Raw genomic sequence first — 12563 nt, 5'->3', positions numbered from 1 at the left:
TCCGGTCAATTTTTCGCAATGCTGAAAAGCATGAGTATGTAAGTCGGAGGTTTTTCCGTATGTCCAATTCTTTGCAACCTGCGTATGCATTGGTTCCAGGCGCAAACCTGGAAGCCTACGTGCACACCGTCAACAGCATTCCATTGCTGACGCCGGAGCAGGAGCGTGAACTGGCCGAGAGTCTCTACTATGAGCAGGATCTGGGGGCGGCTCGGCAGATGGTGCTCGCCCACCTGCGGTTTGTCGTACACATCGCCCGTAGCTATTCCGGCTACGGTCTGGCTCAGGCTGACCTGATCCAGGAAGGTAACGTCGGCCTTATGAAGGCCGTGAAGCGTTTCAACCCGGAAATGGGCGTGCGTCTGGTGTCCTTCGCGGTGCACTGGATCAAGGCCGAGATTCACGAGTTCATCCTGCGCAACTGGCGGATCGTGAAAGTCGCGACCACCAAGGCCCAGCGCAAGCTGTTCTTCAACCTGCGCAGCCAGAAGAAACGTCTGGCCTGGCTGAACAACGAGGAAGTCCACCGTGTGGCGGAAAGCCTCGGCGTCGAGCCGCGTGAAGTGCGTGAGATGGAAAGTCGCCTGACCGGCCATGACATGGCCTTCGACCCGGCTGCGGAAGCAGACGACGACAGCGCTTTCCAGTCGCCGGCCAACTACCTGGAAGACCACCGGTACGACCCGGCGCGTCAACTGGAAGATGCCGACTGGAGCGACAACTCCAATCACAACCTGCACGAAGCGCTGGAAGTGCTGGACGAACGCAGCCGCGACATCCTCTACCAGCGCTGGCTGGCAGAAGAGAAAGCCACGCTGCACGACCTGGCGCAGAAGTACAACGTGTCGGCCGAGCGGATCCGTCAGCTCGAGAAGAGCGCGATGAACAAGCTCAAGTTGTCGATTGCCGCATAACCGGTAGTCCGGCAATAAAAAACGCCCCGATCAGTGATGATCGGGGCGTTTTTGTTTGCCTGTCGGAAAGTCATTGGGCCCAGGGCGCGCGGCGCGAATCATTGAGCGTCAGCAGGTAGCTGTCGCCGCCCAGCTGGCTCATTTGTTGGCGAATCCAGCCGGCTCGGCGCGACACATAAGCGGTCGGATGACTGGCGCTCCAGACCCGGGGATTCGGCAGCACAGCCGCCAGATAACTCGCCTGCTGCCGGGACAGCGACCTGGCGCCTACGCCAAAGTGATGCCTTGCCGCCGCTTCGGCACCAAACACGCCGTCATCCCACTCGACGCTGTTCAGGTACACCTCGAGAATCCGCTGCTTGGGCCAGAACACTTCGATCAGCGCGGTGAACCACGCCTCCAGGCCCTTGCGCAGATAGCTGCGGCCGGACCACAAGAACAGGTTCTTCGACACTTGCTGGCTCAAGGTGCTGGCACCACGGATCGAACCGCCGAGCTCGTTGTGGGCCAGTGCGGCCTTGATCGCACTCAGGTCAAACCCCCAGTGCTCGGGGAATTTCTGGTCTTCGCCGGCAATCACCGCGACCTTCAGGTCATCGGAAATCTCGTCCCACGGCTTCCAGGTGCGTTGCAGATCGATCGGCTCGCCGTCGACCCAGGATTCGATCTTGCGCTCGACCATCAGCGCCGTGAACGGTGGCGGCACAAAGCGAAACACCAACACCAGCAATACGCTGCCGCCCGCGAACCAGAGCAGGGCCTTCGTGAAACGACGGAGAAATAAACGCAGCATAGAGATGGCTTGGCCGAACCGGTTGAGCGGGCCATTATACAGACCCTGCCGATCGAGTCTGACTGGAGTTCTACATGCTGCGTAGCTTTCTGATGCTGGCTGCCTTCTTTGGTTTCACCGGTGTCGGCCTCGGCGCATTCGCCGCCCATGGCTTGAAAAACCGCCTGACACCCGAATACCTGGCGATCTTCCACACCGGCGTTACCTATCAACTGGTGCATGCACTGGCGCTGTTTGGCGTGGCACTGCTGGCCACGCAGCTACAGGGGCGGCTGGTCGCCTGGGCCGGCATATCGTTCAGCGTCGGCATCCTGTTGTTCTCCGGCAGCCTGTACCTGCTGACCACCCTCGGCATCGGCAAGCTCGGCATCATCACCCCGTTCGGCGGTCTGGCATTCCTGATTGGCTGGCTGTGCCTGGGGCTGGCCGCCTGGCGCCTGTATCCAACCGCTTGACGCTTGGTGCTGACCTTTAGGTCATGATCGGGCTAGAATGCCACCCCCTAAAAAGTGATGGCGGCGTTGCGCATGCGCATTCAGTTGAACGGTGAATCCTTTGAACTGCCCGACGGTGAAACCGTTGCGGCCCTGCTGACCCGTCTGGACCTGACCGGACGCCGGGTGGCGGTCGAACTCAATCTGGATATCGTCCCGCGCAGCCAGCATGCCGACACCACTTTGAACGACGGCGACAACGTCGAAGTGGTGCACGCCATCGGCGGCGGCTGATCCCAAACACTGTGAAAACTGCTGCGTGCTGGGCGCCTTCGGCGCACGCAAGAAATACTGCGTTAAAAACAGGCTCGGAATGCTCATTTACAACCCGTAAACTCCGCTTCCTCGCCTGTTTTTGCCTTGTCTTTCCTTCGCTCGCGACGTTTTCACAGCGTTTGGCTATTTAAGGCATTCTGCAAGACCCTCACCCCAACAGAGGATTCCCCATGAGCATCGTTCGTAGCGACAAGCCTTTCGTTCTGGCCGGTCGTACTTACCAGTCGCGTTTGCTGGTCGGTACCGGCAAGTACCGTGACATGGAAGAAACCCGCCTGGCCATCGAAGCCTCGGGTGCCGAGATCGTCACCTTCGCCGTGCGCCGCACCAACCTGGGCCAGATCGAAGGCGAGCCGAACCTGCTCGAAGTGCTGTCGCCGGATCGCTACACCTTCCTGCCGAACACCGCCGGTTGCTACGACGCGGTCGAGGCCGTGCGCACCTGCCGCCTGGCCCGTGAGCTGCTCGATGGCCACAACCTGGTGAAGCTGGAAGTGCTGGCCGACCAGAAAACCCTGTTTCCCAACGTGATCGAAACCCTCAAGGCCGCCGAAGTGCTGGTCAAGGAAGGCTTCGACGTGATGGTCTACACCAGTGATGACCCGATCATCGCCCGGCAACTGGCGGAAATCGGCTGCATCGCGGTGATGCCGCTGGCCGGTCTGATCGGTTCGGGCCTGGGGATCTGCAACCCGTACAACCTGCAGATCATCCTCGAAGAAGCCAAAATCCCGGTGCTGGTGGATGCCGGTGTCGGCACCGCTTCCGACGCCACCATCTCCATGGAACTGGGCTGTGACGCCGTGCTGATGAACTCGGCCATCGCCCACGCCCAGCAGCCGATCATGATGGCCGAAGCCATGAAACACGCGATCGTCGCGGGCCGCCTGGCCTACCTCGCCGGCCGCATGCCGAAAAAACTCTATGCCAGCGCCTCTTCGCCGCTGGATGGTCTGATCAAGTAAGAGCTATTGATGACTGAATCGAACGACACGCCAATCCAGACGGAAGAAGGCGACGAGCGCCAACACCGCCGCATCAAGAGTTTTGTGATGCGCGCCGGGCGCATGACCGAAGGCCAGCAGCGCGGACTGGATCAGGGCGCGCCGAAGTTCGTCCTGCCGCTGGCCGATGCGCCGGTGGATTTCGACCAGGTGTTCGGCCGTTCCGCGCCGCGTTCGCTGGAGATCGGTTTCGGCATGGGCCACTCGCTGCTGGAGATGGCCGCCGCTGCGCCGGAGCAGGATTTCATCGGTGTCGAGGTTCACCGTCCGGGTGTCGGCGCACTGCTCAACGGCGTGCTGACTCAGGGCCTGACCAACCTGCGGGTCTACGACTGCGACGCGATCGAAGTGCTCAACCGCTGCATCGCCGACAACAGTCTCGATCGCCTGATGCTGTTCTTCCCGGATCCGTGGCACAAGAGCCGTCACCACAAGCGCCGCATCGTTCAGGCGTCCTTCGCTGAACTGGTGCGCAGCAAGTTGAAGGTTGGCGGCATTCTGCACATGGCCACCGACTGGGAGCCGTACGCCGAATACATGCTGGAAGTGATGAACGTCGCCCCGGGCTATCGCAACCTCGCCGAAGACGGCAAGTGCGTACCCCGCCCGGCCGAACGGCCGATCACCAAGTTCGAACGCCGCGGCGAACGTCTTGGGCATGGCGTGTGGGATCTGAAGTTCGAAAAGCAGTCCTGAATATCACGCAACAATAAATGTGGGAGCGGGCTTGCTCGCGAAGGCGTCATTTCAGTCGATATCAATATCGAATGATCTACCGCTTTCGCGAGCAAGCCCGCTCCCACATTTGCGTTCTGTGTGTACTGAAAATCAGCGGCGGTCGGCCACTACGCCAATCAACACCAGCACCACCAACAACACCGGCGCCAGGCTGTAGTTGTTGAACTGGCTCAAGCCCTTCACCACCCAGGGTGTGGCGTAGATCAGCGCCGCGCCGCTGCCGATCAGACACAGCAGGGCCATCAGCGGCACGCGCAGGGCGCCGGCGATGCTGCCCAGGCGTTGCTCGACCCAGCCCTTGAAGTCAGCGCCGAACAGCACCAGCAGACAGCCCACCAGGGCCAGAGCGATTTCCGAGAGGTTGCTGCGGCTCCAGCGGGACACGGTGGCGAGCAGGTCGAGAATCAAATCCATGTTTTTTCCTTAGGGCTGCCGTTGGGCGTTGGGCTCAGCTCAGAAATTTCTGCAGCAAGTCGTTGAGGAACAGTTGTCCGCGCTCGGTGGCCGCCAGACGTGACGGTTCGACCTGCAACAGACCGCTTTGTTCGGCCTCGCGCCGGTGTTCGTCGAGGCTCTCCAGCGGCAGGCCGGTGCGCTCCGGGTACAGGCGCGATTCGACGCCGGCGGTCAGGCGCAGGGCGTTCATCAGGAATTCGAACGGCATCTCGTCGTTGGTCAGGGCTTTCTCGCCGGCCTGGAAGCTTTTTGCCGGGTTGAGGTAATCCTTCGGCAGGCGGGTCTTCCAGGTGCGCACGATGCGCCCGTCCGGATGGCTGAGCTTGCCGTGAGCGCCGGCGCCGATGCCGATGAAGTCGCCGAAGCTCCAGTAATTGAGGTTATGCCGCGCCGGGCGACCCGGTTGGGCATACGCCGAAACTTCGTACTGCGCGTAACCGTGCTCGGCCAGCAGTGCCTGTCCGGCCTCTTGAATGTCCCACAGCGTGTCGTCTTCCGGCAGCACTGGCGGCTGGTTCCAGAACACGGTGTTCGGCTCCAGCGTCAACTGATACCAGGAAATGTGGGTCGGCTTCAGCTCGATAGCCTGGCGCAGATCGCTCAGGGCATCGTCCAGCGACTGGTCCGGCAAGCCGTGCATCAAGTCGAGGTTGAAGTTATCGAACCCGGCTTGGCGCGCCATGCCAGCTGCGCGTACCGCTTCGTCGCCGTTGTGGATACGGCCGAGGGCCTTGAGCTTTTCCTGCTGGAAGCTCTGGATGCCGATCGACAGGCGATTGATCCCCAGCTTGCGGTAGGCGACGAACTTCTCTTGTTCGAAGGTTCCGGGGTTGGCTTCCAGGGTGATTTCGATGTCGTCGGCAAACGGAATGCGTTGTTTCACGCCTTCCAGCAAACGGCCCAGGGCTTCGGCGCTGAACAGGCTCGGCGTGCCGCCGCCAAAGAAGATCGAACTCAACTCACGGCCATACACCGCGTGCAGATCCTGATCGAGGTCGGCGAGCATCGCGTCGACGTATTCCTGCTCCGGCAGCACCGGGCTGGCGGTGTGGGAGTTGAAGTCGCAATAGGGGCATTTGCGCACACACCACGGGATGTGGATGTACAGCGCCAGGGGCGGCAGTGTCGGCAGCGGCGCCCGAGGCGAGGAGGCGGCGCCGCCGATAATCAGCGACGACGCGGAGGAGCTATCGGTCATTTCAAGCCCAGACGCTGGCGCAGCAGATCCATTGCACGGGCGCGGTGGCTGATCTGGTTCTTGTCGCTCGGGCTCAGCTCGGCGCTGGACACATTACGCTCCGGCACCCAGAACAGTGGGTCGTAGCCGAAACCGTGCTCGCCGCTGGCAGCGGTCAGGATGCGCCCGTGCCACAGACCTTCACAGAGGATCGGCAGCGGATCATCGGCATGACGCACCAGCGCCAGCACGCAAACGAACTGCGCGCCACGCTCGGCTTCAGGCACGTCCTTCAAGGCGTCGAGCAGTTTGGCGTTGTTCGCCGCATCGCCCTTGCCTTCGGCGTAGCGCGCCGAATAGATGCCCGGCGCGCCGCCGAGGAAATCCACCGCCAGGCCCGAATCGTCGGCCAGCGCCGGCAGCCCGGAAATGCGCGCAGCATTGCGGGCCTTGAGGATCGCGTTCTCGACGAACGACAGACCGGTTTCTTCCGGCTCCACGCTGCTGAATTCGCCGATCGAGCGCAGTTGCACCGAGTCGCCGAGCATGGCCTGGAGTTCCTTGAGTTTGCCGGCGTTATGGCTGGCCAGTACGAGTTGCTTGAGATTGATCATTGGCCAGGGAAAAGCTCTTGGTTGAAATTGAGGGTGTTGATCTTGTCGCCGGTCTGCACCTTGATTTCAAAAGTGCGGGTTTCCTGCTGTTCCACCGGGTACTGGGCGATGTAATAGATCGCGCCCTGTTCGGTGATCTGGCGGAAGGTCAGCGGCACGCTCTGGCTGGTCAGGTCCTTGACGGTGCCGGTGACCTGGGCGATCAGCGGTTTGCCGTCCTTGATTACCGAGACATTGATCACACCCTGGTTCTTGCTGCGGATCAGCTCGGCAGCCTTGGCGATGTCCGGCGTCAGGAAGGTCGAGTTGAAGGTGTTGTAATGCACGGTGACATCACCGAACACTTCCTTGCGTTCGCCCTTGATGGCATCGGCGGCCACGGCCGACAGGCTCAGGCAGGCGGCCAATAGCGCGGTAATCAAGCGTCCCATGTTCGTTCTCCTCGCAATGTCGTGGTTCAGACCGCGATTCTGTGATCCGCAAGCCCCGGGCTGCTGACGCGGTAGATACCGATCTCACCTAACAGATTAGGCCATAGCTTACTGGCCCACCCGTGGCGGTGCTGTTGATCCACGGCAAGCCGATCAATGACCTTCGCCTCACGTTCGCGGCAAAGTTCTTCAAAGTCTTCGAAGGTGCAGAAGTGGATGTTCGGCGTGTTGTACCAGGTGTACGGCAGAAATTCCGACACCGGCATCCGACCCTTGCTCGCCAGGTACCAGCGGCAGCGCCAGTGACCGAAGTTGGGGAAGGTGATGATGCACTGGCGGCCGACACGCAGCATTTCGTCGAGGATCTTGTCCGGGTAATGCACGGCTTGCAGGGCCTGGGTCATCACCACGATATCGAAGCTGTTGCTGGCGAAGTTGCCCAGGCCTTTGTCCAAGTCCTGCTCGATGACGTTGATGCCCTTGGCCACGCACTCGGCGATGTTGTCCGGGTCGTTTTCCAGGCCATAGCCGGTGACCTGCTTGTGGTCGCGCAGCCAGGTCAGCAACTCGCCGTCACCGCAGCCGAGGTCGAGCACGCGGCTGCCGGCGGGGATCCATTCCTGGATGATTTCCAGATCAGCTCTCATGGCTTTCTCACAACGTAATGCGGTTCATGTAATTGCCGAACGCCTGCAAATAACGCGGGATCGGAATCAGGAAGGCGTCGTGGCCCTGGGGTGCGTCGATTTCCAGGTAACTGACGTCCTTGCGCGCGGCCATCAGCGCGTCCACCAGTTCCCGCGAACGGGCCGGGGAGAAGCGCCAGTCAGTGGTGAACGACATCACGCAGAACCTGGCTTTTGCACCTTCGAAGGTTTTCGCCAGGTTATCGTTGAAGTTCGCTGCCGGATCGAAGTAGTCCAGCGCCTTGGTCATCAACAGATAGGTGTTGGCATCGAAGCGCCCGGAGAACTCTTCGCCCTGATAGCGCAGGTAGCTTTCGACCTGGAACTCGACGCTGTGGAAGTCGTAGTTGAGCTTTTCGCTCTTCAGGCCACGGCCGAATTTCTCGCCCATGGAGTCGTCGGACAGATACGTGATGTGTCCGACCATCCGCGCCAGCATAAGGCCGCGCTTGGGGATCACGCCGTGTTCCTGGAACGAGCCGCCGTGGAATTCCGGGTCGGTGAGGATCGCCTGGCGCGCCACTTCGTTGAAGGCGATGTTCTGCGCCGACAGCTTGGGGGCCGAGGCGATGGCCAGGCAGTGGCGCACGCGATCCGGGTAAGTGATGGTCCATTGCAGCGCCTGCATGCCGCCGAGGCTGCCACCGATCACCGCGGCCCATTGGCCGATGCCGAGCAGGTCGGCCAGACGTGCCTGGCTGTGCACCCAGTCTTCCACGGTCAGCACCGGAAAGTCGGCGCCGAACGGCTTGCCGGTTTCCGGGTTGAGGCTGCTCGGGCCGGTGGAGCCGTTGCAACCGCCGAGGTTGTTCAGGCTGACCACGAAGAATTTGTTGGTGTCGATGGGTTTGCCGGGACCGATGCAGCTGTCCCACCAACCGGGCTTGCGGTCGTCGACGCTGTGATAACCCGCAGCGTGGTGGTGGCCGGACAAGGCATGGCAGATCAGCACGGCGTTGCTCGCTTGCGCGTTCAGCGTGCCGTAGGTTTCGTAGATCAGGTCATAATCGGCCAGCGAACGGCCGCAGGCCAGGGCCAGCGGTTCGCTGAAGTGCGCCGTTTGCGGCGTCACCAGACCAACAGAATCGGGGGGAAAGGCAGCTGGCATCGACCCTGCTCTCGTTGAAATGAGGCGTAAGTCTAAAGACCGGTGGGGTTAGCGGCAAGCAACGATCAGGCCTGATTTGCGCTCGTTCCCACGCTCTGCGCGGGAATGCCTCATTGGACGCTCCGCGTCCGCTTCGGCGGGGGACGCGGAGCGGTCCCGGGATGCATTCCCACGCGGAGCGTGGGAACGATCAGCGCACTAGTCCGGGCAAGTCCGGCAGCTTTTTCGGTGCGCTGATGCGCACTCGCTTCTGCCGGTTCAGCTCGCCGCTGAGCAAACTGACCTGACTCTTGGAAACCCCAAAAGCCTTGGCCAGAAACCCCATCAGGTACGCATTGGCCTTGCCCTCGACCGGCGGGGCGGTCAGGCGGATTTTCAGGCGATCACCGTGCAGCCCGCAGAAATCATCGCTGCGGGCGGCCGGTTGCAGGTGACACTCCAGAATCAGGTCGTCACCGTCCCAGCGAAACCAGCTCACATCAGCAGGCGCAGGATTTCCGGCATCATCGTCATCGCCGCGAGGTTGTTGATCACCAGCATGTCGATCAGCTTCAGCACGAGGAAGGCGAAGATCGGCGACAGGTCCAGACCGCCGAGGTTCGGCAGGATGCGGCGGAACGGCGCCAGGGCCGGCTCACAGATCTGGTTCACCAGCTCGGCGCCCGGATTGTGGCTGCCCGGTGCGACCCAGGACAGGATGATGCTGATGATCATGGCCCAGAAGAAAATCTTCAGGAACAGCGCCGTCACGCCGATCAGCGACCAGATCAGCAGTTGCAGCGGGTTGCCGGTGGTGCCGTAGGTCAGCAGCAGGGTCAGCGCCATCAGCGCCAGTTGCACGAGGATCGCCAGTACCAGCGACGACATGTCGAGGCCGAACAGGCTCGGAATGATCCGGCGCAGTGGCTTGAGCAGCGGCTGGGTGGCCTTGACCACGAACTGGCACAGCGGGTTGTAGAAGTTCGCCCGCACCAGTTGCAGGACGAAGCGCAGCAGCACGATCAGCAGGTACAGGCTGCCGAGGGTTTGCAGCACGTAGACCGCTGCGGTGTTCAATCCAATCATGTGAGGCTCCTTATTTGCCCAGTTGTTCGGCCATTTCGGCCGAGCGGTGCGCGGCGGCGCCGAGTGCTTTTTCCACCAGGGCTTCGAAGCCGCCGGCCTGGAACGATTTGATTGCAGCTTCCGTGGTGCCGGCCGGCGAGGTCACGCGGCGGCGCAGTTCGGCAGCGTCGACGTCACTGGACACCGCCATATGCGCGGCGCCCAGAGCGGTCTGCAGGGTCAGTTGCTCGGCGGTTTCCTTCGGCAGGCCGAGTTTGACGCCGGCGGCGGTCATGGCTTCGATCAGCAGGAAGAAGTACGCCGGGCCGGAACCGGAGACGGCGGTGACCGCGTCCAGTTGCTGCTCTTCGTTCAGCCACAGGGCGATGCCCACGGCGGACAGCAGTTCTTCAGCCTGTTGGCGTTGTTCGGCGCTCACGGCGCCGGTGGCGTACAAGCCGCTCACGCCCTGACGCAGCAGCGCCGGGGTGTTCGGCATGCAGCGCACGATCGGTTGCTCGCCGAGCCATGCGGTCATGCTGGCGCAGGTGATGCCGGCGGCGATCGAGACCACCAGTTGATTCGGTTTCAGGCTCGGGCGAATCGCTTCGCACACGGCTTTCATGGCCTGTGGCTTGACCGCCAGCACGACAACGTCAGCGCCGTCGATGGCCTGGGCGTTGTCGGCGAAGGTTTCGATGCCGTGTTCGGCGCTGACTTTGGCGCGGGTTTCTTCGCCCGGATCGCTGGCGCGAATGTGTGCAGCTTCCAGACCCTTGGCCCGCAGGCCGCCGATCAGGCTGGCGGCCATGTTGCCGGCACCGATAAAGGCAATACGTGTGTTGCTCATGTCAGGTCCTTATCTGGAAATGGTCAAGATTGGGAATAGTCGCGGGCGCCGAACAGGGCCGTACCGATACGGACCCAGGTCGCGCCCTGGGCAATGGCCGACTCGAGGTCGTGGCTCATGCCCATGGAAAGTGTGTCGAGCGGCAGATCGAGGCCGGCCTGCAATTTCTGAACGGCAGCGAATGCAGCGTCTTGCTCGGCGCGATCTTCGGTCGGCTCGGGAATCGCCATCAACCCGCGCAGTTTCAGGCGCGGCAGGGCGCTGATGGCCTGGGCCAGGGCCGGCAGGTCTTGCGGGGTGCAGCCGGACTTGCTGGCTTCACCGCTGACGTTGACCTGAATGCAGATGTTCAGTGGCGGCAGATCCGCCGGGCGTTGCTCGGACAGGCGTTGGGCGATTTTCAGACGATCCACGGAGTGCACCCAGGCGAAATGCTCGGCGATCGAGCGGGTCTTGTTCGACTGAATGGGGCCGATGAAGTGCCAGATCAAGGGCAGGTCGGCCAGTTCGAGCTGCTTGCCCAAGGCCTCTTGCAGGTAGTTCTCGCCGAAGTCGCGCAGGCCGGCGGCGTACGCTTCGCGCAGGGCTTGTGCCGGTTTGGTCTTGCTCACGGCGAGCAGCTGGACGCTGTTTTCATCGCGTCCGGCCGCTTTGACGGCTGCTTGAATACGCGAACTAACCAGTTGGATGTTGTCTGCTATCGTGGACATCAAATCCTGCCTGAAAAGTGCCTGCACTCGATCATGCGGCGTTAAAAGTCGCCTCAGAATGCTCATTGACTGACGTCAACTCCGCTTCTTCGCCGACTTTTGCCTTGCCTGATCATCGTTCGGCTACTTTTCAGGCAGGATTTGGCGCCAGCGGTCTGAAGGTTCGCGGCATTCTACTGGAATTGAGGGACGCTATGGATATCACTGAACTGCTGGCCTTCAGCGCCAAACAGGGTGCTTCCGACCTGCACCTGTCGGCCGGTCTGCCGCCGATGATCCGCGTGGATGGCGACGTGCGGCGGATCAATCTGCCGGCGCTGGATCACCAGCAAGTGCACGAGCTGATCTACGACATCATGAACGACACCCAGCGGGTGGACTTCGAGAAACATCTGGAAACCGACTTTTCCTTCGAAGTCCCCGGCGTGGCGCGCTTTCGGGTCAATGCCTTCAACCAGAACCGGGGCGCCGGGGCGGTGTTCCGGACCATCCCGTCAAAAGTGCTGACCATGGAAGACCTGGCCATGGGCGACGTCTTTCGCAAGATCACCGATGCGCCGCGCGGGCTGGTGCTGGTGACCGGACCGACCGGCTCCGGCAAGTCCACGACACTGGCGGCGATGATCGATTACCTCAACACCCATCGTCATCACCACATCCTGACCATCGAAGATCCGATCGAATTTGTCCACGAATCGCGCAAATGCCTGATCAATCAGCGCGAAGTCCATCGTGATACCCGCAGTTTCGCCACTGCGTTGCGCTCAGCGCTGCGCGAAGACCCGGATGTGATCCTGGTGGGCGAGATGCGCGATCTGGAAACCATCCGCCTGGCGCTGACCGCGGCCGAGACCGGGCACCTGGTGTTCGGTACCTTGCACACCACGTCGGCAGCCAAGACCATCGACCGGGTGGTGGACGTGTTCCCCGGGGACGAAAAATCCATGGTGCGCTCGATGCTGTCGGAGTCGTTGCTGGCGGTAGTCTCGCAGACGCTGATCAAGAAGATCGGCGGCGGTCGGGTGGCGGCGCACGAGATCATGCTGGGTACGTCGGCGATCCGTAACCTGATCCGCGAGGACAAGGTGGCGCAGATGTATTCGGCGATACAGACCGGTGGCTCGCTGGGAATGCAGACACTCGACATGTGCCTGAAGGATCTGGTGACCAAGGGCTTGATCAGCCGCGAACATGCGCGGGAGAAAGCGCGCACGCCGGATAACTTTTAGGCAAAAAAACGCAGCCCGTGGGCTGCGTTTTTTTGTACC

17 protein-coding genes are annotated in these 12563 nt (G+C 61.7%); 6 read left to right on the top strand and 11 right to left on the bottom strand.

Annotation, left to right across the window (positions count from 1 at the left end; translation table 11 throughout):
• Positions 1-59 precede the first annotated feature (59 nt).
• Entirely contained in the window at positions 60-914 is an 855-nt protein-coding gene (gene rpoH, locus CAG25_RS00415; RefSeq protein WP_007953393.1) for an RNA polymerase sigma factor RpoH, read from the top strand.
• A gap of 70 nt (positions 915-984) precedes the next feature.
• On the opposite strand, the gene mtgA is transcribed toward rpoH, so the two are convergent.
• On the bottom strand, positions 985-1707 hold the full coding sequence (gene mtgA / locus CAG25_RS00410) for a monofunctional biosynthetic peptidoglycan transglycosylase (protein ID WP_085611980.1): 723 nt from the start codon (positions 1705-1707) through the stop codon (positions 985-987).
• A gap of 74 nt (positions 1708-1781) precedes the next feature.
• Here mtgA and CAG25_RS00405 point away from each other — a divergent pair, with 74 nt between their 5' ends.
• From CAG25_RS00405 to trmB, 4 genes are all read left to right on the top strand, one after another.
• Complete coding sequence (locus CAG25_RS00405) at positions 1782-2162, top strand: DUF423 domain-containing protein (protein WP_064600093.1); 381 nt, start codon at positions 1782-1784, stop codon at positions 2160-2162.
• A gap of 72 nt (positions 2163-2234) precedes the next feature.
• Positions 2235-2435 (top strand): sulfur carrier protein ThiS, encoded by a 201-nt coding sequence (gene thiS, locus CAG25_RS00400; protein ID WP_007953386.1) that lies wholly within the window; start codon positions 2235-2237, stop codon positions 2433-2435.
• A 212-nt stretch (positions 2436-2647) separates the two neighbouring features.
• Positions 2648-3442 carry a thiazole synthase gene (locus tag CAG25_RS00395; RefSeq protein ID WP_007953385.1) on the top strand — a complete coding sequence of 265 codons (795 nt, stop codon included), beginning with the start codon at positions 2648-2650 and terminating at the stop codon, positions 3440-3442.
• A gap of 9 nt (positions 3443-3451) precedes the next feature.
• On the top strand, positions 3452-4177 hold the full coding sequence (gene trmB, locus CAG25_RS00390) for a tRNA (guanosine(46)-N7)-methyltransferase TrmB (protein ID WP_064380092.1): 726 nt from the start codon (positions 3452-3454) through the stop codon (positions 4175-4177).
• Between the two features lie 132 nt (positions 4178-4309).
• Here trmB and CAG25_RS00385 read toward each other — a convergent pair whose 3' ends face one another.
• The 10 genes from CAG25_RS00385 to CAG25_RS00340 form a co-directional block, all read right to left on the bottom strand.
• A complete protein-coding gene (locus CAG25_RS00385) occupies positions 4310-4633 on the bottom strand; it encodes a DUF3392 domain-containing protein (protein WP_074690154.1) in 324 nt (107 codons plus the stop codon).
• Between the two features lie 34 nt (positions 4634-4667).
• The gene (hemW, locus tag CAG25_RS00380) at positions 4668-5873 is read right to left on the bottom strand and encodes a radical SAM family heme chaperone HemW (RefSeq protein WP_085611979.1); all 1206 of its coding nucleotides are present in this window, start codon (positions 5871-5873) and stop codon (positions 4668-4670) included.
• Positions 5870-6466, bottom strand: a complete 597-nt coding sequence (rdgB, locus tag CAG25_RS00375) for an RdgB/HAM1 family non-canonical purine NTP pyrophosphatase (protein ID WP_085611978.1) — start codon at positions 6464-6466, stop codon at positions 5870-5872. Before rdgB ends, hemW begins: the two co-directional genes overlap by 4 nt.
• Positions 6463-6897 carry a DUF4426 domain-containing protein gene (locus CAG25_RS00370; protein ID WP_011336378.1) on the bottom strand — a complete coding sequence of 145 codons (435 nt, stop codon included), beginning with the start codon at positions 6895-6897 and terminating at the stop codon, positions 6463-6465. The genes rdgB and CAG25_RS00370 overlap by 4 nt, the downstream gene beginning before the upstream one ends.
• 26 nt (positions 6898-6923) lie before the next feature.
• Entirely contained in the window at positions 6924-7544 is a 621-nt protein-coding gene (gene metW / locus CAG25_RS00365) for a methionine biosynthesis protein MetW (protein ID WP_011336377.1), read from the bottom strand.
• 7 nt (positions 7545-7551) lie between these two features.
• Entirely contained in the window at positions 7552-8691 is a 1140-nt protein-coding gene (locus tag CAG25_RS00360; RefSeq protein WP_039767930.1) for a homoserine O-acetyltransferase, read from the bottom strand.
• Between the two features lie 190 nt (positions 8692-8881).
• Positions 8882-9169, bottom strand: a complete 288-nt coding sequence (locus tag CAG25_RS00355) for a DUF167 domain-containing protein (RefSeq protein WP_085611977.1) — start codon at positions 9167-9169, stop codon at positions 8882-8884.
• Entirely contained in the window at positions 9166-9756 is a 591-nt protein-coding gene (locus tag CAG25_RS00350; RefSeq protein ID WP_011336374.1) for a YggT family protein, read from the bottom strand. The genes CAG25_RS00355 and CAG25_RS00350 overlap by 4 nt, the downstream gene beginning before the upstream one ends.
• A 10-nt stretch (positions 9757-9766) precedes the next feature.
• On the bottom strand, positions 9767-10585 hold the full coding sequence (gene proC / locus CAG25_RS00345; RefSeq protein WP_064600085.1) for a pyrroline-5-carboxylate reductase: 819 nt from the start codon (positions 10583-10585) through the stop codon (positions 9767-9769).
• A 23-nt stretch (positions 10586-10608) separates the two neighbouring features.
• A complete protein-coding gene (locus CAG25_RS00340; protein ID WP_085611976.1) occupies positions 10609-11295 on the bottom strand; it encodes a YggS family pyridoxal phosphate-dependent enzyme in 687 nt (228 codons plus the stop codon).
• A 194-nt stretch (positions 11296-11489) separates the two neighbouring features.
• Here CAG25_RS00340 and CAG25_RS00335 point away from each other — a divergent pair, with 194 nt between their 5' ends.
• Positions 11490-12524 carry a type IV pilus twitching motility protein PilT gene (locus CAG25_RS00335; RefSeq protein WP_085611975.1) on the top strand — a complete coding sequence of 345 codons (1035 nt, stop codon included), beginning with the start codon at positions 11490-11492 and terminating at the stop codon, positions 12522-12524.
• Positions 12525-12563: the final 39 nt, after the last annotated feature.

It is taken from the genome of Pseudomonas sp. B16(2017), assembly GCF_002113205.1.
GTDB lineage: Bacteria > Pseudomonadota > Gammaproteobacteria > Pseudomonadales > Pseudomonadaceae > Aquipseudomonas > Aquipseudomonas pharyngis.
The sequence above is the reverse complement of the archived record's forward strand: the minus strand, read 5'-3'. Positions and strand labels throughout refer to the sequence as shown.

Coding starts and splice junctions, on each gene's coding strand:
- rpoH (WP_007953393.1), top strand. CDS start 60: ATGTCCAATTCTTTGCAACCTGCGTATGCATTGGTTCCAGGCGCAAAC.
- mtgA (WP_085611980.1), bottom strand. CDS start 1,707: ATGCTGCGTTTATTTCTCCGTCGTTTCACGAAGGCCCTGCTCTGGTTC.
- CAG25_RS00405 (WP_064600093.1), top strand. CDS start 1,782: ATGCTGCGTAGCTTTCTGATGCTGGCTGCCTTCTTTGGTTTCACCGGT.
- thiS (WP_007953386.1), top strand. CDS start 2,235: ATGCGCATTCAGTTGAACGGTGAATCCTTTGAACTGCCCGACGGTGAA.
- CAG25_RS00395 (WP_007953385.1), top strand. CDS start 2,648: ATGAGCATCGTTCGTAGCGACAAGCCTTTCGTTCTGGCCGGTCGTACT.
- trmB (WP_064380092.1), top strand. CDS start 3,452: ATGACTGAATCGAACGACACGCCAATCCAGACGGAAGAAGGCGACGAG.
- CAG25_RS00385 (WP_074690154.1), bottom strand. CDS start 4,633: ATGGATTTGATTCTCGACCTGCTCGCCACCGTGTCCCGCTGGAGCCGC.
- hemW (WP_085611979.1), bottom strand. CDS start 5,873: ATGACCGATAGCTCCTCCGCGTCGTCGCTGATTATCGGCGGCGCCGCC.
- rdgB (WP_085611978.1), bottom strand. CDS start 6,466: ATGATCAATCTCAAGCAACTCGTACTGGCCAGCCATAACGCCGGCAAA.
- CAG25_RS00370 (WP_011336378.1), bottom strand. CDS start 6,897: ATGGGACGCTTGATTACCGCGCTATTGGCCGCCTGCCTGAGCCTGTCG.
- metW (WP_011336377.1), bottom strand. CDS start 7,544: ATGAGAGCTGATCTGGAAATCATCCAGGAATGGATCCCCGCCGGCAGC.
- CAG25_RS00360 (WP_039767930.1), bottom strand. CDS start 8,691: ATGCCAGCTGCCTTTCCCCCCGATTCTGTTGGTCTGGTGACGCCGCAA.
- CAG25_RS00350 (WP_011336374.1), bottom strand. CDS start 9,756: ATGATTGGATTGAACACCGCAGCGGTCTACGTGCTGCAAACCCTCGGC.
- proC (WP_064600085.1), bottom strand. CDS start 10,585: ATGAGCAACACACGTATTGCCTTTATCGGTGCCGGCAACATGGCCGCC.
- CAG25_RS00340 (WP_085611976.1), bottom strand. CDS start 11,295: ATGTCCACGATAGCAGACAACATCCAACTGGTTAGTTCGCGTATTCAA.
- CAG25_RS00335 (WP_085611975.1), top strand. CDS start 11,490: ATGGATATCACTGAACTGCTGGCCTTCAGCGCCAAACAGGGTGCTTCC.